We start from the raw sequence: 20949 nt of genomic DNA on the forward strand, positions 1-20949 counted from the left end.
CAGGCTCTGGGCTGACGCAGCGGTCGCTCACCGCCGGTCGCTCACCACCCCTCCGCGGGCGGGGTGGTGCCGGCCGGCGGGGGCAGCCAGGGGTGATCGACGGCCACGGCCGCCCAGGCGAGCGCCGCCAGCGCGAGCAGCGCGCACAGCCAGCCGAGGCGGCGCAGCAGCCTGCGGTGGGCGAGCAGGCGGCGGCCTCGGGCGGCGGCCCGGTCGGAGAGATCGGGCGGGACGAGCGGATGCGGCCCGGCCAGCATCCGCCGTACCTCGGTCTCCTTGCGGTCGGGGAGGCTCATGCCGGGGAAGGCTCCGGCCCGGTGCGGCGGCTGCGCATCTCCGCGATCGCGCGCAGGCACAGGGCGTGCACCCGCTCGGCGGGCAGTCCGAGTTGGGCCGCGGTCTGCTCCTCGGCCACGCCCTCGTACAGCCGCAGGACGAGGACCAGGCGCTCCTGCGGGGGCAGCCGGTCCAGCAGTCCGCCGCGCGGCCGGCGGTGCCGCCAGGCGGTGTGCGCGAAGCGGGCGGCCATCTCCCGGCGGGTGCGCTCGTACGGATCGTCGCCGCGCAGCCGGTCCCAGACGGCGTACGTCCGCGAAAGCGCGCAGGTCAGCAACTCCTCGGCGGCCGGGGCGGGGCGGGAAGCGGGCTCGCCGGTCAGCAGCGTGGCGACATGCAGGAGGCGGCCCGCCGCGCCCGCCACGAACAACTCGAACTCCCGGGCTCGGCGGCGCTCCTGCGCCGGCCGTTGCTCTCGCACCGCGCCTCCCGGATGACGGACACCCGACCCACGGGGATCGACAACCCCTGGGGGCACCCAGCCCCTTGGGCTCCTATGGCACGGCAGTGCGGCCACCGGGTCAAGAGGCGTGACGGGGTGCGGCCGTCCGCGGGGAGGCAGGCGGCCAGGCGGCCAGGCGCGCGAGCGGACAGGCGGTCAGGCGGACAGGCGGACAGGCAGGCGGTCGGGCGGTCAGCGGTCCAGCGCGTCCGCCAGGTCTTCACGTCACGGCTTCACGCCGGGTCTTCACGCCGGGTCTTCACGCCACGGCTTCACGCCACGGCTTCACGCCAGGACATCACGGCAGGGCGTCACGCCAGGACACCACGTCAGGACGTCGGACCCACCGGAGCCAAGGACGCGGTGATGTCGGAGAGGGAGGCGTTGAAGCGCGTCAGGAGCGTGGTGAACGCCGTGCGCTCCTCCTCGGTCCACTGCTCCGTCACCAGCGCCATCAGCGCGCGGCGGGACATGCGGACCTCCTCCAGGCGGGCGCGGCCGCGCTCGGAGAGCTGGAGCACCACGGCCCGGCCGTCCTCCGGATGGGTGGCACGGCTGACCAGTCCGGAGTCGACCAGCGGGGCGACCTGCCGGGTGACCGTCGAGGAGTCGATGCCCATACCGGCGGCCAGGGCCTTCACGCCCATCGGGCCCTCCTGGTCGAGGCGGTTGAGCAGCAGGTAGGCGGCGCGGTCCATGGAATTGCGCGCCTGCCCGACGCCGCCGAGCCGGCTCTGTTCTGCGCGGCGGGCGAAGACGGCCACTTGGTGCTGCAGCGCGTCGAGGAGAGCGGGGTCGGTGTGGGTCGTCATGTCCGAAGAGGTGGGCATGGCCGGGAGCTCGCTTCGATGGAAGTGCGTATGGATGGGAGGACAGCGTACGCGGACCCGGCGTGAGGCGTCCTTGGGCTGTCCATTCCGATAACGCCCCGCAACCCCGGGCGGCCGTACGGGGCCGCGCCGCGCGGTCCCGCCACGCGTTTGATCGCCATTCGGGCAGAAAACGCTCCACGGAGGGCGAACTGCAAGACTGGCGATATGGCTGACCACACGCCGCGTACGCCGCACGGAACCTCCGCCTCCGCGCACGGAACCTCCGCCTCCGCGCGCCTTGCCGAGAACCCGGTCGCCGCGCTGACCGTCGATGACGTACGTGAGGCGCACAAGATGCTCTCGGGGGTCTCCCGGGCCACCGCGATGGAGGGCAGCCGCTACCTGTCCGGGCTGGTCGGCGCGCCCGTCCACCTCAAGTGCGAGAACCTTCAGCGCACCGGCTCCTTCAAAATCCGTGGCGCCTACGTACGGATCGCGGGGCTCTCGGACCAGGAGCGGGCGGCCGGTGTGGTGGCCGCCAGCGCCGGCAACCACGCACAGGGCGTGGCGCTCGCGGCGTCGCTGCTGGGGGTGCGGTCGACGGTGTTCATGCCGGTCGGCGCCCCGTTGCCGAAGGTGGCCGCCACCCGCGAATACGGCGCCGAGGTACGGCTGCACGGCCAGGTCGTGGACGAGACGCTGGCCGCCGCCCAGGAGTACGCGCGCGAGACCGGCGCGGTCTTCATCCACCCCTTCGACCACCCGGACATCATCGCCGGCCAGGGCACCGTCGGCCTGGAGATCCTGGAACAGTGCCCCGAGGTGCGGACCATCGTCGTCGGGGTCGGCGGCGGCGGCCTCGCCGCGGGGGTCGCGCTCGCGGTCAAGGCGCTGCGGCCCGATGTGAAGGTCGTCGGGGTGCAGGCGGCGGGGGCGGCCTGCTATCCGCCGTCGCTGGCGGCCGGGCGCCCGGTGGCGATCGAGGGTCTTTCGACGATGGCGGACGGCATCAAGGTGGGGCGGCCCGGCGAGGTGACGTTCGGGATGGTCGAGAAGCTGGTGGACGAGGTCCGTACGGTCACCGAGGGCCAGCTCTCCAGCGCGCTGCTGCTGTGCCTGGAGCGGGCGAAGCTGGTGGTGGAACCTGCCGGGGCGAGTCCGGTGGCGGCGCTGCTGGCCGATCCGGAGTCCTTCCAGGGGCCGGTGGTCGCGGTGCTGTCCGGCGGCAATGTCGACCCGCTGCTGCTGCAGCGCATCCTGCGGCACGGTATGGCGGCCGGCGGGCGCTACCTCTCGCTGCGGCTGCGGCTGACGGACCGGCCGGGGGCACTGGCGACACTGCTCGGGGTGCTGTCCCAGGCCGACGCGAATGTGCTCGACGTCGGCCATGTGCGGACGGATCCCCGGCTCGGGCTGACCGAGGTCGAGGTGGAGCTGCATCTGGAGACGCAGGGGCCGGCGCACTGTGACGAGCTGCGCACGGCGCTGCACGAGGCGGGGTACGTCATCGCGGAGTAGTGGCGGCACGGGCTCGCATCGGCACTACGGACTCGCATCGGCAGTACGGCCTCGCAGCGGCACTACGGACTCGTATCGGCAGTACGGGCTCGCGCATCGGTAATACGGGCTTGCGGAGCGCCGGTGCGCGCAGATGCCGCACGAGGTAGCGGGATACCGCAAAAGGGATCGCCGTAAAGGGATAGGGCGCGGGGGGCCTGCGGGTATAACGTGGCGCACCCCCACACGCGCTGACGAACGCCCGTTCCCCCCTCCGTTCGTGCGCGGAAAATCGAAATTCGTATCGCGATGTATCGCGTTTGGATGTAGCGTCGCGGTTACGGGGTGCCAGGCAGGCGTGGCGTTCCGTTGCGGGCAAATGCCGTAGAGCGGGCATAGGCCGCCAATCGTAATATTCGACCTGGAACTGACCCAAGCCATGGGAGAGCCCATATGCCAGGCGCCATTTACGCCGAAGGTCTGGTGAAGACGTTCGGCGACGTGCGGGCACTGGACGGCGTCGATCTCGACGTCCCCGAAGGAACCGTCCTCGGAATGCTCGGCCCCAACGGTGCCGGCAAGACCACCGCCGTACGTGTCCTGACGACCCTGCTCCGGCCCGACCGCGGCAAGGCGGTGGTCGCCGGCATCGACGTCCTCGCGCAGCCCGACGAGGTGCGTCGCTCGATAGGCCTGTCCGGTCAATTCGCCGCCGTGGACGAGTACTTGACCGGCCGGGAGAACCTGACAATGGTCGGGCAGCTCTACCAGATGAGCGGACGTGACGCCAAGCGCCGGGCCGCTGAACTGCTGGAGCGCTTCCATCTCGGTGACGCCGCCGACCGCACCGCCAAGACCTACTCGGGCGGTATGCGCCGCCGGCTCGACCTGGCTGCCGCGCTGGTCGTCAGCCCGCCCGTGATGTTCATGGACGAGCCGACCACCGGCCTGGACCCCCGTAACCGACAGGCGCTGTGGGACGTCATCCAGGAACTGGTCGCGGGGGGCACGACCCTGCTGCTCACCACGCAGTATCTGGAGGAGGCCGACCGCCTCGCCCACGACATCTGCGTCGTCGACCACGGCAAGGTCATCGCCCGCGGTACCTCCGACCAGCTCAAGGCGCGTACCGGCGGCGAGCGGGTCGAGGTCGTGGTGCACGCCCCCGAGCACCTCACCGTTGCCGACGAGGTCCTGCGCGGCTTCGGCAAGGGCGAGGGCACCGTCGAACCGCACACCCGCAAGCTCACCATCCCCGTGACGGGCGGCGCCAAGCTGCTCGCCGAGGTCATCCGCGAACTGGATATGCGCGGGGTGGAGATCGATGACATCGGGCTGCGCCGTCCGACCCTCGACGATGTGTTCATCTCGCTGACCGGGCACGCCGCGGAGGCGGCGGAGGAGAACGGCGCGGGCGACAAGGGCTCCGTGGGGCGGCAGAAGAGGGGCGGCAAGGACGGCAAGGACGCCGGGGCGACCGGTCCTGGCGGGGCGGGACCGGCGGCCCGGGCGGCCGATGCGGACGCGGGCGTGCCGACGGATGCGGCCGCGGGCGTACCGACCGACAAGGAGGGCGTGAAGTGAGCACGGTGACCGAAGCGGCCGGCGACGCCCGTATCCCTACCCCGCAGTCGCACGGCGGCTTCAGCCGGTCGGTACGCGACTCCCTGGTCGTCGCCAAGCGCAATCTGATCCGGATGATCCGGATCCCCGAAGTAGTGATCTTCGGCCTCATTCAGCCGATCATGTTCGTGGTGCTGTTCACCTACGTCTTCGGCGGTTCCATCAACGTCCCCGGCGCCCCGCCGGGCGACGCCCAGGCCTACCACGAGTTCCTGATGGCCGGGATCTTTGCGCAGACCGTCACCTTCGCCACGGCGGGTGCCGGCGCGGGGATCGCCGATGACATGCACAAGGGCCTGATCGACCGGTTCCGGTCGCTGCCGATGTCCCGTGGTGCGGTGCTCACCGGCCGTACCCTCGCCGACCTCGTGCAGACCGCGCTGACGCTGGTGGTCCTGGCGGTCGTCGCGCTGCTGATCGACTGGCGTTCTCACGAGAACATCGCCGAGGTGCTGGCCGGCTTCGCGCTGCTGCTCCTGCTGGGCTACGCCTTCTCCTGGATCGGCGCGCTCATCGGGCTGACGGTGCGGACGCCCGAGGCGGCCACCTCGGGCGGGCTGATCTGGCTCTTCCCGCTGACCTTCATCTCGAATGCGTTCGTGCCGGTCGACGGCATGCCGGCGTTCCTGCAGCATGTCGCGGAGTGGAACCCGTTCAGCGCGACGGTGGCCGGCGCCCGCCAGCTGTTCGGCAACACCATCGACAAGGCGCCCACGTCGGTGACCGGGGCCTGGCCGATGGACCACCCGGTGCTGGCCTCGGTGATCTGGTCCGTCCTGATCATCGCGGTCTTCCGGACGCTGGCCGTCCGCAAATACCGGTCGGCCACGGCCTGAGGCCACGGCCTGAGGCCACGGCCTGAGGGCCACGGCCGAGCGGCCATCGCACGAGCGGCCACGGGCCGAGCGGCAACCGCCCGAGCGGCTGCGGCCTGAGGGGTATGGCCCGAGCGGCCTGGTGCCGTAGACATGACGAAGCGGCCCGGAGCATCCATCGTGCTCCGGGCCGCTTCACCGTCCGAGCGGTGTCTCGGGAGTCAGCCGGTGTACGGCTTCGCGTCGAGGATCTTCACGGTCGCCTTCTTGCCGTTGGGGAGCTCGTACTCCGCCTCGGCGCCGACCTTCTTGCCGTTCACGCCGGTGCCCAGCGGCGACTGGGGGGAGTAGGTCTCGATGTCCGAGCTCGCGTACTCCCGGGAGGCCAGAAGGAACGACAGCGTGTCGTCGGGGTCCCCGTCGAACGCGATGGTGACGACCATGCCGGGGGCGACGACGCCGGTGGCGGCAGGCGCTTCGCCGACCTTGGCGGTCTGCAGCAGCTGGGTGAGCTGGCGGACACGCAGTTCCTGCTTGCCCTGCTCTTCCTTGGCCGCGTGGTACCCGGCGTTCTCCTTCAGGTCACCTTCCTCGCGGGCCGCCGCGATCTTCTCGGTGATCTCGGCGCGTGCGGGACCAGACAGGTGCTCCAGCTCTGCCTTGAGCTGGTCATACGCCTCCTGGGTAAGCCAGGTGACGTTTTCGCTGGTCTGGGTCACAGGTGCTCCTCGTCGGTACTGGGGATAAATCAAACGCCCTACCAGGAAGGTTTGCGCCTTCACGGGTGGGCGAAACCACGAGCCTAACAATTCCGGCACAAAACGGGGAAGAGGAAATTCACAGCGGCCGCACAGGAACGCATCGTCGCTGCTCAGAGGCGGTGACGACACGCCCCGCGAGGGAGCGGCGCAGCGGGGCGGGGGATGCGGGCGTGGTGCGGGGCGTGCGGGGCGTGCGGGGGTGATCCGGAGCCGTGCGCCGGCGCGGCCGGGCGCCTGCCGTGCGGGTCAGCCGTTGCCCGAGGCCCTGCAGCCGACCAGTACGGCATTGGTGGCCCGCTTCGTCGTCCGCACCGTGACCTCGGTGTCCACCTGGGCCGAGCGCTGGTCGACGGTGACATCCTTGCGGCCGACCTCGGAGCCGTCCTCGGACTGTGAGCGGAGCGTGCACACACCCTTGTCCTCCGTGTCCTTGACGACCTCGAGATGCACCTTGACGGCGTGATCGGAGACCGCGTCCCAGGTGATCACGCGGGCGCTGAGGTCCTGCCCCGAGATGTACGAGATGCCGGACCAGCCGATCACGCCCAGCAGGGCGGCGCCGAGCACCGCGCCAATGATCTTGAGCTTACGGTCCGCACGCGCATCCGCGGAGCGGCCGTAGCGTCCGTCGGGGAGCCCTTCGCGCACCGCGGTCATGATCCATCCTCCTGGTCGGGGGACCTGAGCCACGAACCCCCGGGGGGTCCCTGCCCCAGGGAATACAGCGCCCCCTCGCTTCGGTCACTATAGGAGGCATCTTCTCCGGCCCTTTACTGAGGATCGAGTCTTGACTGAGCAGCTGCGATTGATGGCGGTCCACGCCCACCCCGACGACGAGTCGAGCAAGGGTGCGGCCACGATGGCCAAGTACGTGTCCGAGGGGGTGGACGTGCTGGTCGCCACCTGCACAGGCGGTGAGCGAGGTTCCATCCTCAACCCCAAACTCCAGGGAGACCCGTACGTCGAGGAGCACATCCACGAGGTACGGAAGAAGGAAATGGACGAGGCCCGGGAAATCCTGGGCGTCAAGCAGGAGTGGCTCGGCTTTGTCGACTCCGGGTTGCCCGAGGGCGACCCGCTGCCGCCGCTGCCCGACGGCTGCTTCGCGCTGCAGGACGTCGACGAGGCGGCCGGGCGACTGGTCAAGCTGATCCGGGAATTCAAGCCGCAGGTCATCACGACCTACGACGAGAACGGCGGCTATCCGCACCCGGACCACATCATGACCCACAAGATCACGATGGTGGCGTTCGAGGCGGCCGGCGACGCGGAGAAGTACCCGGACGCCGGCGAGCCCTGGCAGCCCCAGAAGCTCTACTACAACCAGGGCTTCAACAAGCCGCGCACCATCGCGCTGCACGAGGCGCTGCTGGAGCGCGGCATGGATTCGCCCTACGGCGAGTGGCTGGAGCGCTGGAAGCAGTTCGAGCGGCGGGAGCGCACGCTGACCACATACGTCCCGTGCGCCGACTTCTTCGAGATCCGTGACAAGGCGCTGATCGCCCACGCCACCCAGATCGACCCCGACGGCGGTTGGTTCCGGGTGCCGATGGACATCCAGCGCGAGGTCTGGCCGACGGAGGAGTACGAGCTCGCGAAGTCGCGGGTGGACACTTCCCTCCCCGAGGACGACCTCTTCGCGGGCATCCGCAACAATTGAGTCCATGATGAGCGCGACCAGCACCCTCGCCCTGACGCACTTCGTCACCCTTGCCGACAGCTTCGACAAGGACAAAGTGACCCCCGGCGTCCTCGGCTTCATCGTCTTCGCGGTCATCGGCGGCGCCGTGTGGCTGCTGATGAAGTCCATGAACAAGCAGATGAAGAAGGTGGACTTCGAGGAGCAGCCGGAGGACGGTGAGGCGGGCAGCACCGCCTCCGCCGCCACGCCGGCAACCGAGCCGAAGACCAGCTGAGTCAGCTGAGCCCAGCTGAGGACCGGCCGAAGGCGGGTCGGCCGGTGCGTGAAGACCGGGTGGCGGTCGAGGGCCGGCCGATGGACACGGCCGGCTGACCGGCCCGGCGGCTCGTCGGCCCGAGCGGCCGGCGAGCCGGGCCGATCCGCCACCGGACGCCGCCCGAGCGCCGCCGGCGCACGGGCGGGGCGGTGAGTTCCGCCGCGCCTCCTGCGGCGCGGCGTCGCTACCGCTGAGCCCGGCCGGCGGTGGGCGCCGTCGCCGGTGGCGTCGCTGCCGACGGGCCCCGCCGTACCCGCGTGCGGGGGCCTCACTCCGCCGGGGTCGGGGCGACCGGCACCCCCATGACCTCGCGCGCATGACGGTTGGGCACCATGCCGAGCCGCCATGCCTGCCACCCCGTCTCCGGCTCCACCCCGCGGTCCAGCAGCAGCACGAACGCCTCCGCGCAGTCCTCCAGCTTGGAGTCGCGGGCCGCATGCTTCTCGCGGATCAGCTGCGCCAGCTCCTCCTGGGCGACGGCCGCGCCCACCACGCTGCCACCCGGCGAGGCGAGCGGCAGCAGCGTGCAGCGCAGGAACCGTGCCCAGTCCTCGCCGCGCCGGTCGCCGTAGCCCGCGAAGAGGCCCGCCGCCTCGTCGGCCAGCTCCAGCGCCTGCGCAGCCCGGCCGTTGCCGGCGTCGATGATCAGCAGCTCCAGGCAGGACCACGCCTCCCCGTGCGGCACCCCTATCCGCTGGAAGTCCTTACGGGCGTCCTGCAGCAGCTGCCGGGCGAAGCCGCTGTTGCGCAGCGAGCCGGTCTGCTCCGCCCGCAGATCGCGGGTGACCCGCCCGGAGTGATGCCGGGCGCAGGCCAGGCCGTAGCCGTCCTGCATCCGGCTGAACATCGTCCGCGACCGTTCCAGCTGCCGCAGCGCCGCGTCGTGCTCGCCGCGCTCCTCCAGCGCCTGGCCCAGGTAGTACATCGTCCAGGCCTCACCACGCGCGTCCTCGTGCTGGTGGTGCAGCGGAAGAGCCTGCCGGAGCTGGTCCACCGCGGGGCCCGGCTCGCCGTCCACCAGCCGGGCGCGCGCCAGCTGCGTCATCGCCCAGGCCTCGCCGCGCTCGTCGTGCGTACGGCCGTAGAGCCCCATCGCCGCCTGTAGCGCACTCTCCGCCGCCGGTACATCGCCCCTGCGCAGGTGCACCTGGCCGAGCTGGAAATGGGCCCATGCCTGGCCGTGGATGCTCTCGCTCTCCTCGTGCAGCTCCAGTGCCTCCCGCAGCATGGCAAGGGCGTCGGCGAGCTGGGCACGGTCCCGCTCCACCGCCGCCAGGGCGTGCAGCGTCCAGGCCCGGTCGCCGTGCATATCCGCGCCGGACTGCAGCTGAAGCGCCTCACGGAGCTTGGCCGCGGCCTCCACGAGGTTGCCCTGCTGCTGAAGCGTGATGCCCAGATCGCGCAGCGCACGGGCGGCGCCGGCCGGATGCTGCGCCTCGAAGTACAGATCGACCACCGACGACAGCGTGGTCCGTGCCTTGTCCAGCTCGCCGAGCTGCCGGGCCGCCACGCCCGTACGCCACTGCACCGAGCGGACCAGCAGCCCCTGCCCGACGGCCCGGGTCAGCTCGCTCAGCTCGCCGAGACGGTAGAGATCCCCGCGCAGCAGGCAGTAGTCGGCCAGCGCGCCCAGCAGATGCGAGACCGCCGCCTGATCCACGCCCTGGTCGGCGTGGCGCAGCGCGGCCGTGATGAAGCTGGTCTCGTCGTCCAGCCACTGCAGGGCCGCGTCCAGGGAGGTGAAGCCGTGCGAGCCGAAGCGGTCGGCGCGGGTGGACGTCCGGCCGTCGACCAGCCGGATGACCGAGTCGGCCAGCTCCGCATAGCCGCGGATCAGCCGTTCCTGGGCCGCGCCGCGCTCGCCCGGCTCCTCCTCGTCCATCAGCCGGTCGTGCGCGAAGCGGTGCACCAGGGCGTGCAGGCGGTAGCGCCGGCCCCGCACATGCTCGATCAGCCCGGCCCGGGCCAGCGTCGTCAGTTCCCGCTCCGCCTCCGCCTGCTCGACGCCGAGCAGCGCCGCCGAGGCCGCCGCCCCCAGGCTCGCCCGGCCCACCAGTGCCAGCCGGCGCAGCAGCCGCCGCGCGGTCTCCGACTGGTCGGTGTAGCGCAGCCACAGCGCACGCTCCACGGGCGATTTCGGGCCGTAGGCCGCCAGGTCCGTGGCCAGTGCGGTGGCGGTGCGCGAGTCCAGCGCGGAGCCCGCCACCCGCAGCGCCAGGGGCAGGCCCGCGCACAGTTCGGAAATCTGGCCGAGGGCCTGGGCGTCGTAGGGGACCGTCTCGTCCGGGACGTCGTCGCCGGCCACGGCGGAGGCGCGCAGCAGCTCTTCGGTGCCCGAGGCGTCCAGTGCTCCCACCGGCAGATGGTGCACCCAGGCCTCCATGTCCTCGGGCAGCTCCAGAGCCGCACGGCAGGTGACCAGCACCAGGCTGTCGGACCGCTCCGGCACCAGGGTGCGCACCTGCTCGGGATCCGCGGCGTCGTCCAGCAGCACCGTCACCGGAAGGCCCGTCAGGTGCTGGTGGTAGAGATCGGTGAGCCGCTTGACGTGCTGCTCCTGGGACGGACGCTCGCGGAACAGCAGTTGCTCGCGGGGTGCGCCCAGCCGGTTGAGCAGATGCAGCAGCGCGTCCCGGGTCGGTAGCGGCACCTCACCAGGGGTGTCGCTGCGCAGGTCCACCACACAGGCACCGCGGAACTGATCGCGCAGCTGATGTGCGGCCCGCACCGCCAGCGCCGTACGCCCCGAGCCCGGCTCGCCGTGGAGTATCACCACCGTCGGCTTGGTCTCCGTGCTCGCGCGGGCCGCGTGCACCCACTGCGCGATCTGCGCCAGCTCCGCCCGCCGCCCCGCGAACGGGCCGTCCGGCTGCGGAAGTTGGGAGAAGGAGTGCTCCAGCAGGGACCGCTGCCGGGCCGCGGCACTGCGGTCCGCGCCGCGCAGCTGCGGTCCGCGGCCGCTCTTCGAGGCGTCGGGCTTGGCGGTCGAACCGCCACGGGCGGCCGCCGTCAGCATCCGCTGCTGGTCCAGGAACGGCCGGATGCCCCGCACCTCCAGCGCCGTCAGCCACTGCAGCCGCAGCTGCTCGGCTCCGCCGGGCTGGCCGCGCCGGCCCGCCTCCCGGTGCGCCGCCGGCAGATGGGCGGCGGTCAGTTTCAAGACCGTCGCCGTCGCACCCGCCACTACGACGGACGCCGCCACGGCCAGCGCCGGTCCGGGCCCTGTGCCGTACGCGAGGTCCGTGCTGAGAGCCGCCAGCGCCGCCACGCCCGTCGCCACCGCAGGGGTTCCCCACTCCCTGCGCGACAGCCGCTGGGCGGTGGGCCGGCCGGTGGCCGATTCGTCCAGCGCCCGCACATAGGCGGCGTACTCCTCGGCGGCGCTGCCCGCCAGGTCGTCCAGCGCGGCCCGCGCCCGGCTGAGCAGTGCGGGGCCGTCGAGCCGTCCGCCCGAGCGCCGTACCTCCTCCTCGACCGCTCTGGTCAACAGCGCTTCCGCTTCCACCCGGTGGCCGTCGCGCAGCACAGCCAGTGAGCCCGGCATGCCTTCCCCCTCCAGCAGTTCCAGTTCCGGCAGTTCCGGCAGCTCCCGCAGTTCCAGTAGCTCCCGCAGTCCCGGCAGTGTCCGGCGGTGATCGTTGCCGTACGCACAGTGTTCCGCGTCCGCGTGAATTCCGGCAGGCCTGTGGATAACTCCCTCCGCTCCCGGCTCCCCGTGCCTTATTGGGAGAGGATGGCCCCATGCCGAACCGCCTGGCTCAAGAGACTTCCCCCTATCTGCTCCAGCACGCCGACAACCCGGTCGACTGGTGGCCGTGGTCGGCCGACGCGTTCGAGGAAGCACGGCGGCGCGGCGTGCCGGTACTGCTCAGCGTCGGCTACAGCTCGTGCCACTGGTGCCATGTCATGGCCCACGAAAGTTTTGAGGACCCGGCCACCGCCGCCCTGCTCAACGAGCACTTCGTGGCCGTCAAGGTGGACCGCGAGGAGCGCCCCGACGTCGACGCCGTCTACATGGAGGCCGTGCAGGCCGCCACCGGCCAGGGCGGCTGGCCCATGACCGTCTTCCTCACCCCGGACGCCGAGCCCTTCTACTTCGGTACGTACTTCCCGCCCGAGCCCCGCCATGGCATGCCGTCCTTCGGGCAGATCCTGGAGGGGGTACGCAGCGCCTGGACCGACCGGCGCGGTGAGGTCGGCGAGGTCGCCGGCCGGATCGTCGCCGACCTGGCCGGCCGGTCCCTGACCGAGTCGCTGCCCGCGGACCGGCGGCCCCCGCGCCCCGAGGAGCTGCACGGCGCCCTGATGGGCCTGACCCGCGAATTCGACGCGGTGAACGGCGGGTTCGGCGGCGCGCCCAAGTTCCCGCCGTCCATGGTGCTGGAATTCCTGCTCCGCCACCACGCCCGCACCGGCTCCGCAGGAGCCCTGGAAATGGTGCAGGCGACCTGTGCGGCGATGGCCCGCGGCGGCATTTACGACCAGCTCGGCGGCGGTTTCGCGCGCTATGCGGTGGACGCCACCTGGACCGTGCCGCACTTCGAGAAGATGCTCTACGACAACGCCCTGCTGTGCCGGACCTACGCCCACCTGTGGCGGTCCACCGGCTCGGACGTGGCGCGTCGCATCGCCGTCGAGACCGCCGACTTCATGGTCCGTGAACTCCGCACCGACCAGGGCGGTTTCGCCTCCGCGCTGGACGCGGACAGCGACGACGGCTCGGGCACCGGCAGGCATGTCGAGGGCGCCTACTACGTCTGGACGCCCGAGCAGCTGCGCGCCGTACTGGGCGAGGAGGACGCGGAGTTCGCCGTCGACCGGTTCGGCGTCACCGAGGAAGGCACCTTCGAGGAGGGCGCCTCGGTCCTCCAGCTCCCGGATGCCGAAGGCCCGGTGGATGCCGGCCGGATGGCCTCGGTCAAGCAGCGGCTGCTCGCGGCGCGCGAGGAGCGGCCGCGCCCCGGCCGGGACGACAAGGTCGTCGCCTCCTGGAACGGGCTGGCCATCGCCGCGCTCGCCGAGACCGGCGCCTACTTCGACCGGCCGGACCTGATCCAGGCCGCCACCGACGCCGCCGACCTGCTGGTACGCGTCCACATGGACTGGCAGGCCAGGCTGCACCGCACCTCCCGCGACGGCGCGCCCGGCGCCAACTCCGGTGTCCTGGAGGACTACGCCGATGTCGCGGAGGGCTTCCTCACCCTGGCCTCCGTCACCGGGGAGGGCGTCTGGGTGGAGTTCGCGGGCTTCTTCCTGGACACCGTGCTGCTCCAGTTCACCACCGAGGACGGCGCGCTCTACGACACCGCGGCCGACGCCGAGGCCCTGATCCGCCGCCCCCAGGACCCGACCGACAACGCCACGCCCTCCGGGTGGACCGCGGCGGCCGGCGCCCTGCTGTCGTACGCGGCGCTGACCGGCAGCGACCTGCACCGGAATGCCGCGGAACGGGCCCTGGGCATCGTGACCGCGCTCGGCGGCCGGGCCCCGCGCTTCATCGGCTGGGGGCTGGCCGTCGCCGAGGCCGCGCTGGACGGTCCGCGCGAGGTCGCCGTCGTCGGCCCGCAGGGCGATCCCGCCACCCTCGCGCTGCATCGCGCCGCACTGCTCGGCACCGCCCCGGGGGCGGCCGTCGCGCTGGGCGAACCCGGGGTGGACGAGGTAGCGCTCCTCCAGGACCGCCCCTTGGTCGACGGCAAACCGGCCGCCTACGTCTGCCGCCGCTTCACCTGCGAGCGGCCGACGACGGATCCGGAGGAGCTGGCGGAACGGCTCGGCGGGTAGCGGTCCGGCCGGCACCCCGGCCGGAAGTCCTAGGACCAGCGACCGGTTTGACCTTGACGTGCGCGTCAAGTTCTAGCCTCACAGCATGACACCTCGCACACACCGTGAAATCCGCCTGGCCGCCCGTCCGCAGGGGCCCGTCACCGATGATCTCTTCGAAATCGTGGAGGTGCCGGTTCCGGAACCCGGACCCGGCCAGGTGCTGGTCCGCAACACCGTGATGGGCGTCGCCGCTGTGATGCGCACGCTGATGGACGAGACCAGCGTGGTGCCGATGCCCTCCTACAAGATCGGCGAACCGCTGTACGGGTCCGCCGTCGGCGAGGTGGTCGCCGCCCCGGGGACCGACCTCAAGCCCGGCGACCTGGTGGAACACCACTTCGGCTGGCGGGAATACGCCGTGGTGGACGCCGACCAGGTGCAGCGGCTCGATCCCGGTCTGCTGCCCGACCCGGCCGCCTGCCTCTCCCAGGGCCCCACCGCGTGGATGGGCATCGTGCGCGGTGCCGAAGTACGCCCCGGCGACACCGTCTTCGTCACCGGTGCGGCGGGCGGGGTGGGCTCCCTGGCGGGCCAGATCGCCCGGCTGCGCGGCGCGGCCCGGATCATCGGCAGTACCGGATCGCAGGAGAAGGCGGACCGGCTGATCAAGGAATTCGGCTATGACGCGGTGGTGATCCGCGGTGCGGGCCCCATCGCGGAGCAACTGCGCAAGGCCGCCCCGGAAGGTATCGACGCGGTCTTCGACAACGTCGGCGGCGAACAGCTGCAGGCCGCCCTCGCCCTCGCCAACCGGGGGGCCCGGATCGCCATCGTCGGGGCGCTCTCCAGCCAGCTCGGCGGGGAGGGCAATCCCTCCACCGTCGAGATCGACACCCTCTCGCTGCTCTCCCGCAGCATCACCCTGCGCGGCGTCGCCCTGTACGACCACCTGGACCTGATCCCGGAGTGGAACCAGCGGTTCGGCGAGGGGCTGCGCGACGGCACCCTCACCTTCCCGCACGCCCGGCTGCGGGGGCTCGAACAGGCGCCGCGGGCGCTGCGCGAGCTGACCGAGGGGCGGCATCTGGGCGCGGTGATCGTGGAGTTGTGAGGCAGCGACGCCAGGCCGCCGTGAGCTCGCGGCACCCCGTCAGGAGGCCGCAGCACCTGGCTGTCGTGCGGCGAGGCGATTGCCCCGCCGTTGTCGGTGCCCGGTTGTAGCCTGCACGCGTGACCACCTTGCTCGGGCAGCGATCCCTTGTCCAGGAGGCCGCGGCGCTACGGGACGGCACGGACGATCCCGTCGACGCGGCGAACCGTTCGTGTGACCGTATCGACGCCGTCGATCCGCAGGTGCGGGCCTTTGTGCCCGAGGCCGGGCGGCGTACGCGGCTCCTGGCGGCGGCGCGCCGGAGGGCGGCGGCCGGTCCCGGCGCGGCCGACGGCCGGCCGGTCCTGTACGGCGTTCCCGTAGGCGTCAAGGACATCGTGCACGCCGACGGACTGCCCACCCGCGCGGGCTCGGAGCTGCCGCCGGAGGTGCTCGCCGGCCCGCAGGCCACGGTCGTCGGACGGCTGTGCGCCGCCGGTGCGCTGATCGCGGGCAAGACTGTCACCGCGGAGTTCGCGGTGACCGCCCCGGGGCCGACCCGTAATCCGCACAACCCGGCCCATACGCCCGGCGGTTCGAGCAGCGGTTCCGCGGCCGCGGTCGCCGCCGGGATGGTGCCGCTGGCCATCGGAACGCAGACCGTCGGTTCGATGATCCGGCCCGCCGCCTACTGCGGAGTGGCCGGCTTCAAGCCGAGCTACGGGCGCATACCGGTCGACGGGGTGATCCCCAACGCCGCGAGTTTTGACACCCTCGGGTGCTACGCCACGGATGTGGCCGGTGTCGCGCTGGCGGCGTCGGTGCTGGTCGATGACTGGCGGCCGCAGGACCGTGCGGGCCGGACCGAGCTCCCGGTGCTGGGCGTGCCGGCCGGCCCCTACCTGGAGCGCGCCGACGACGAGGCGCTGCGGGCCTTCGCGGAGCAGTGCGGGCTGCTGCGCGCCGCCGGGTACGTCGTCCGCGAGGTGCCGGTGATGGACGACTTCGAGCAGATCGTGGACCAGCTGTTCACGATGAACCGCTACGAGGTCGCCCGGGCCCACGCCGACTGGTTCGCGCGCTTCGGCGACCGCTACCGGCCACAGACCACCTCGGCGATCCGGCAGGGACACGCCGTCGGGGAGGCCGCCTATGAAGCCGCCCGGGAACGGCGCACGGCCTTTTGCGCCCGGCTCGCGGCGGACCGCGCCGAGGCGGGCGTCGATCTGTGGGCCGCCCCGTCGGCCACCGGCCCCGCGCCCGCCGGCCTCACCACCACGGGCAGCTCGATCATGTGCCTGCCCTGGAGCAACGCCGGGCTGCCGTCCGTCAGCGTGCCCGCCGGCCGCGCCGCGGGCGGGCTCCCGCTCGGGCTCCAACTCGTCGGTGGTTTCGGCGCGGACGAAGACCTGCTCCACGGGGCGGCAGGAATCGAGCGCGTACTGAACGCCGCGGGCCCGCGGCACGAGAACGTCAGGCCGGGCCCGGCGCAGAGGGGCTGAGCACGCCGGAGCGGGGCTGGAAACGCCGGAGGGACGGACGCGCCGGAGGGCTGAACGCGCCGGAGAGGGAGGGGAGATGCGTATCGGGGACGCCGCGGTGGCCGCCGGTATGACGCCGCGGGCGCTGCGCTACTACGAGCAGCAGGGGCTGGTCACGGCCCGGAGGACACCGTCAGGCCACCGGGTGTACGACGCGGAGGACATCCGCCGCCTGAGGGCCGTGCGCGCACTGCGGGACGCGGGGCTGACGGTGGGTGATGTGCGGGCGTTCGCGCATCTGCTGCACACGATGCCGGCCGACGGCGTACCGGATCTCATTCCCCGGGACCCGGGCTCCGGCCGCTGTCCGGCCATGGAAGCGGTGGCCCGGCGCCGGCTCGCCGACCTGGACGCCCGTATAGAGCGGCTGTCGCAATTACGGGCACGACTCGCGGCACGCCTGGGCGAACCGGTTGGCGGGGCGCCGGAGCCGGGGGAGCGGGGGAAGCAGCCCGGGCCGGGGAAGCCGGCCGGGCCGGGCGCCACGGTCCGGGCCGGGGCGGACAGCGGTCCGATCTTCCGGCTGGATGCCGCGCCGTCTCCGGGCGCCGCCGCCCTCAGAGCGTGAGCCCCCGCTCCAATACCTCCAAGGCACGGTGGACCGACGCCGCGGGATCCGTGGTCCGGCCGCTCTCGCCCCAGTGCAGCAGCGCCTCCTGGAGCGCGGCCAGGATCACGGCGCTGATCACCCGCAGCTCCAGGTCGTCGGCCGGGCGTCCGGAGCGCTCCGCCAGCACGGCGGTGAGCATTGCGGCGTCCCGTGCGGTGTGCTCCGCCGTACGGCCCCGGACAGCGGGCACCTCATGGATCAGCCGGACGCGCTGGACGAGTTCGCCACGCTCTTGTGCGGACATCGTGCGCAGTGTCTCGACGCTGACCTGCCGCACCGACTCGATCACCGGCTCGTCCGCGGGCCGGGCCCGGATCCCGTTCTCCAGTACGGCGTCGTACTCGTCCGTGAGCACGATGTCTTCCTTGGCGGGGAAGTAGCGGAAGACCGTGCTCGGGGAGACGTCCGCGGCCGCGGCGATCTGGTCGACGGGGGTCGCGTCGTACCCCTGTTCCTCGAAGAGCCGGTAGGCGGCCCGCCGGATCGCCTGCCGGGTCTGGATCTTCTTCCGCTCCCGCCGCCCGGGCTGCGGTGTCCCGGTCGGCGTGGTGGCAGAGCTGCGTACGGCCATGCGCAGCATTGTCAGGCATCAGGCCTTCCGGGGGCCACGGCCGCAAGCCCGCGTGGAGCAACCGCTGAGCAATCACCGGGCAAGACTTTGGGCAAGCCCCGGGCAAGCCCCGTGCAAGCCCGGGCAAGCACTGGGCAAGGCCGAGCAACCGCTGAGCAACCGCTGAGCGACCGGGCGCACCCGGTGTCAGTGGGGCATGTCACGCTGTGGGTATGCAGGATTACGCTCGGGACGCACGGGGGCGAGGTGGCCGCCCGGGGCCGCGGGGCGCCGCCGCCTCAGGCGTGCGAATAGGCCACCAGGGAGATGCCGACGTAGTGCACGACGAACGCCGCCAGGGTGAAGGAGTGGAAGACCTCGTGGAAGCCGAACCACCTAGGTGAGGGGTTGGGGCGCTTGATCCCGTAGATCACGCCGCCCGCGCTGTAGAGCAGCCCGCCGACGATGACCAGTACCAGCACGGCGACGCCACCGGTGCGCAGGAAATCGGGCAGGAAGAAGACGGCGGCCCAGCCCATGGCGATGTAGCAGGGGGTGTAGAGCCAGCGTGGAGCGCCGACCCAGAAGACCCGGAAGGCGATCCCGGCCAGTGCGGCCCCCCAGACCGCCCAGAGCAGCGTCTGGCCGCGGGAGCCGGGCATGAGCAGCATCGTCAGTGGCGTATAGGTGCCCGCGATGATCAGGAAGATATTGGCGTGGTCGAGCCGGCGCAGCACGCCGTCGGCCCGCGGTCCCCAATTGCCCCGGTGGTAAAGGGCGCTGACCCCGAAGAGCAGGCAGGCGGTCATGGTGTAGATGGCGCAGGCCAGGCGGCCGCGGGGGCTGTCGGCGAGGGCGGTCAGTATGACCCCGGCGAGGAGGGCGGCGGGAAACATTCCGGCGTGCAGCCAGCCGCGCAGTTTGGGTTTGAGGGGCGCGGCCGCGGCGGCGACCGCCGCGATCGTGGGCGGCGCGGAGGAGGGCTGGCTCTCGGCGGCGTCGGGCGCGGAAGTCATGGCGCAATGCTACCTACGCGACCGTAAGTTACCGATTCGTGGCGGAGTGGTGACGGTCACCAAAGTGCCCTCTGGACAGAACTCCCTCGGGGTCGGATGATCAAATGAGTGCGGTCGGCACCGGATGAGCGGTCACGAAGCATCCGGGTCGCGGCCCCCAAGGGGCAGGCAAACAAAAGAAGCGGATTTCCCGGCAAAACGGGCATAAATCCGTCCACACCCTCATCTAGGAGCGATCGTGGCGCGCGACAACGCGGCTCCCTCTGCCCATCCGACCCGTCACCAGGACCTCATCTCCTGGGTCGACGAGATCGCAGCGCTCACCCAGCCCGACCGGGTCGTCTGGTGTGACGGCTCGGAGGCGGAGTACGAGCGTCTGTGCGAGGAGCTCGTCGACAAGGGCACGTTCAAGAAGCTCGACCCGATCAAGCGCCCCAACTCGTACTACGCCGCCTCCGACCCGTCGGACGTGGCGCGCGTCGAGGACCGCACCTTCATCTGCTCCGAGAAGGAGGCGGACGCCGGCCCGACCAACCACTGGAAGGCCCCCGCCGAGATGCGGGCCCTCTTTACCGGGGGAGACAGCGGCTCCGGCGGTGAGCAGGGCATCTTCCGCGGCTCGATGAAGGGCCGGACGATGTACGTCGTCCCGTTCTGCATGGGCCCGCTCGGCTCGCCGCTCTCCGCGATCGGTGTGGAGATCACCGACTCCGCCTACGTCGCGGTCTCGATGCGCACCATGACGCGCATGGGGCAGCCGGTGCTCGACGAGCTCGGCGAGGACGGCTTCTTCGTCAAGGCCGTGCACACCCTCGGCGCCCCGCTGGCCGAGGGCGAGGCCGACGTGCCGTGGCCGTGCAACTCCACCAAGTACATCTCGCACTTCCCCGAGGACCGCGAGATCTGGTCCTACGGCTCGGGCTACGGCGGCAACGCCCTGCTCGGCAAGAAGTGCTACGCGCTGCGGATCGCCTCCGTCATGGCGCGTGACGAGGGCTGGCTCGCCGAGCACATGCTGATCCTCAAGCTCACCCCGCCGCAGGGCGAGTCCAAGTACGTTGCGGCCGCCTTCCCGTCCGCCTGCGGCAAGACCAACCTCGCGATGCTGGAGCCCACGATCTCCGGCTGGACCGTCGAGACCATCGGTGACGACATCGCCTGGATGCGCTTCGGTGAGGACGGCCGCCTCTACGCCATCAACCCCGAGGCCGGATTCTTCGGTGTCGCGCCCGGCACCGGCGAGCACACCAATGCCAACGCCATGAAGACGATGTGGGGCAACTCCGTCTTCACCAACGTCGCGCTCACCGACGACGGCGACGTCTGGTGGGAGGGCATGACGGAGGAGAAGCCCGCCCACCTGACCGACTGGAAGGGCAACGACTGGACCCCGGAGTCCGAGACTCCGGCGGCCCACCCCAACGCCCGCTTCACCGTCCCGGCCGGCCAGTGCCCGATCATCGCGCCCGAGTGGGAAGACCCCAAGGGCGTGCCGATCTCGGCGATCCTCTTCGGCGGCCGCCGCGCCAGCGCCGTACCGCTGGTGACCGAGTCGCTGACCTGGCAGCACGGCGTCTTCCTCGGTGCCAACGTCGCCAGTGAGAAGACCGCGGCGGCCGAGGGCAAGGTCGGCGAGCTGCGCCGCGACCCGTTCGCCATGCTGCCGTTCTGCGGTTACAACATGGGCGATTACATGGGCCATTGGGTCAAGGTCGGTGCCGACAAGGACCAGTCCAAGCTGCCGAAGATCTACTACGTCAACTGGTTCCGCAAGGACGACAAGGGCCGCTTCGTCTGGCCCGGCTTCGGCGAGAACGGCCGGGTGCTCAAGTGGATCGTCGAGCGCCTGGACGGCAAGGCCGACGGCGTGGAGACCCCCATCGGCGTGCTGCCCACGAAGGACGCGCTGGACACCGACGGCCTCGACCTCGACGACGCCGACCTCGACTTCCTGCTCACCGTCGACAAGGACGTGTGGCGCGAGGAGGCGGCGCTGATTCCCGAGCACCTCAACACCTTCGGTGACCACACGCCGAAGGAGCTGTGGGACGAGTACCGCGCACTGGTCCAGCGGCTCGGCTAGTCGCCGCACCGCCGTCGCGCCACTTCGCCCGGCCGGGGCCCCGTACATC

18 protein-coding genes are annotated in these 20949 nt (G+C 71.7%); 10 read left to right on the top strand and 8 right to left on the bottom strand.

From position 1 onward, the window contains the following. Window positions 1-41 precede the first annotated feature (41 nt). The 3 genes from ACGFR7_RS05185 to ACGFR7_RS05195 form a co-directional block, all read right to left on the bottom strand. A complete protein-coding gene (locus ACGFR7_RS05185; RefSeq protein WP_393313162.1) occupies window positions 42-296 on the bottom strand; it encodes a hypothetical protein in 255 nt (84 codons plus the stop codon). Next, complete coding sequence (locus tag ACGFR7_RS05190) at window positions 293-757, bottom strand: sigma factor-like helix-turn-helix DNA-binding protein (protein ID WP_393313165.1); 465 nt, start codon at window positions 755-757, stop codon at window positions 293-295. The genes ACGFR7_RS05185 and ACGFR7_RS05190 overlap by 4 nt, the downstream gene beginning before the upstream one ends. A gap of 350 nt (window positions 758-1107) precedes the next feature. Further along, window positions 1108-1608: a MarR family winged helix-turn-helix transcriptional regulator gene (locus tag ACGFR7_RS05195; protein WP_393313168.1), complete on the bottom strand. Its 501-nt coding sequence runs from the start codon at window positions 1606-1608 to the stop codon at window positions 1108-1110. Between the two features lie 207 nt (window positions 1609-1815). Here ACGFR7_RS05195 and ilvA point away from each other — a divergent pair, with 207 nt between their 5' ends. From ilvA to ACGFR7_RS05210, 3 genes are all read left to right on the top strand, one after another. After that, the gene (gene ilvA / locus ACGFR7_RS05200) at window positions 1816-3108 is read left to right on the top strand and encodes a threonine ammonia-lyase (protein ID WP_393313170.1); all 1293 of its coding nucleotides are present in this window, start codon (window positions 1816-1818) and stop codon (window positions 3106-3108) included. Between the two features lie 432 nt (window positions 3109-3540). Continuing rightward, window positions 3541-4671: an ATP-binding cassette domain-containing protein gene (locus ACGFR7_RS05205; protein WP_393313172.1), complete on the top strand. Its 1131-nt coding sequence runs from the start codon at window positions 3541-3543 to the stop codon at window positions 4669-4671. After that, window positions 4668-5546 (top strand): ABC transporter permease, encoded by an 879-nt coding sequence (locus tag ACGFR7_RS05210; RefSeq protein ID WP_393313175.1) that lies wholly within the window; start codon window positions 4668-4670, stop codon window positions 5544-5546. The genes ACGFR7_RS05205 and ACGFR7_RS05210 overlap by 4 nt, the downstream gene beginning before the upstream one ends. Before the next feature lie 200 nt (window positions 5547-5746). Here ACGFR7_RS05210 and greA read toward each other — a convergent pair whose 3' ends face one another. Next, complete coding sequence (gene greA, locus ACGFR7_RS05215; protein ID WP_159470667.1) at window positions 5747-6244, bottom strand: transcription elongation factor GreA; 498 nt, start codon at window positions 6242-6244, stop codon at window positions 5747-5749. Window positions 6245-6532: 288 nt separating this feature from the next. Next, window positions 6533-6943 carry a DUF4307 domain-containing protein gene (locus ACGFR7_RS05220; RefSeq protein WP_393313178.1) on the bottom strand — a complete coding sequence of 137 codons (411 nt, stop codon included), beginning with the start codon at window positions 6941-6943 and terminating at the stop codon, window positions 6533-6535. 130 nt (window positions 6944-7073) lie between these two features. Here ACGFR7_RS05220 and mca point away from each other — a divergent pair, with 130 nt between their 5' ends. Together mca and ACGFR7_RS05230 are read left to right on the top strand one after the other, a co-directional pair. Then, a complete protein-coding gene (mca, locus tag ACGFR7_RS05225) occupies window positions 7074-7946 on the top strand; it encodes a mycothiol conjugate amidase Mca (RefSeq protein WP_393313181.1) in 873 nt (290 codons plus the stop codon). Window positions 7947-7950: 4 nt separating this feature from the next. Then, entirely contained in the window at window positions 7951-8202 is a 252-nt protein-coding gene (locus ACGFR7_RS05230; protein ID WP_393313184.1) for a hypothetical protein, read from the top strand. 310 nt (window positions 8203-8512) lie between these two features. On the opposite strand, the gene ACGFR7_RS05235 is transcribed toward ACGFR7_RS05230, so the two are convergent. Further along, the gene (locus tag ACGFR7_RS05235) at window positions 8513-11788 is read right to left on the bottom strand and encodes a tetratricopeptide repeat protein (protein ID WP_393313187.1); all 3276 of its coding nucleotides are present in this window, start codon (window positions 11786-11788) and stop codon (window positions 8513-8515) included. Between the two features lie 197 nt (window positions 11789-11985). On the opposite strand from ACGFR7_RS05235, the gene ACGFR7_RS05240 reads away from it, so the two are divergent. The 4 genes from ACGFR7_RS05240 to ACGFR7_RS05255 all read left to right on the top strand — a co-directional run bounded on the left by ACGFR7_RS05240 (window position 11986) and on the right by ACGFR7_RS05255 (window position 17209). Then, window positions 11986-14028: a thioredoxin domain-containing protein gene (locus tag ACGFR7_RS05240; protein ID WP_393313190.1), complete on the top strand. Its 2043-nt coding sequence runs from the start codon at window positions 11986-11988 to the stop codon at window positions 14026-14028. Window positions 14029-14113: 85 nt separating this feature from the next. After that, complete coding sequence (locus ACGFR7_RS05245; RefSeq protein ID WP_393313193.1) at window positions 14114-15121, top strand: zinc-binding dehydrogenase; 1008 nt, start codon at window positions 14114-14116, stop codon at window positions 15119-15121. A gap of 119 nt (window positions 15122-15240) precedes the next feature. Beyond that, entirely contained in the window at window positions 15241-16602 is a 1362-nt protein-coding gene (locus ACGFR7_RS05250; RefSeq protein WP_393313196.1) for an amidase, read from the top strand. Window positions 16603-16678: 76 nt separating this feature from the next. Then, on the top strand, window positions 16679-17209 hold the full coding sequence (locus ACGFR7_RS05255) for a MerR family transcriptional regulator (RefSeq protein WP_393313199.1): 531 nt from the start codon (window positions 16679-16681) through the stop codon (window positions 17207-17209). On the opposite strand, the gene ACGFR7_RS05260 is transcribed toward ACGFR7_RS05255, so the two are convergent. Together ACGFR7_RS05260 and ACGFR7_RS05265 are read right to left on the bottom strand one after the other, a co-directional pair. Beyond that, on the bottom strand, window positions 17199-17831 hold the full coding sequence (locus ACGFR7_RS05260; RefSeq protein WP_393313202.1) for a TetR/AcrR family transcriptional regulator: 633 nt from the start codon (window positions 17829-17831) through the stop codon (window positions 17199-17201). The two genes, ACGFR7_RS05255 and ACGFR7_RS05260, sit on opposite strands and share 11 nt — an antisense overlap. A gap of 269 nt (window positions 17832-18100) precedes the next feature. Continuing rightward, the gene (locus tag ACGFR7_RS05265; RefSeq protein WP_393313204.1) at window positions 18101-18817 is read right to left on the bottom strand and encodes a hemolysin III family protein; all 717 of its coding nucleotides are present in this window, start codon (window positions 18815-18817) and stop codon (window positions 18101-18103) included. 238 nt (window positions 18818-19055) lie between these two features. Between ACGFR7_RS05265 and ACGFR7_RS05270 the strand changes: the two genes are divergently transcribed. Next, on the top strand, window positions 19056-20900 hold the full coding sequence (locus ACGFR7_RS05270) for a phosphoenolpyruvate carboxykinase (GTP) (RefSeq protein ID WP_393313207.1): 1845 nt from the start codon (window positions 19056-19058) through the stop codon (window positions 20898-20900). Window positions 20901-20949: the final 49 nt, after the last annotated feature.

The sequence above is a fragment of the Streptomyces sp. NPDC048516 genome, from assembly GCF_043199875.1.
Classification (GTDB): Bacteria; Actinomycetota; Actinomycetes; order Streptomycetales; family Streptomycetaceae; genus Streptomyces.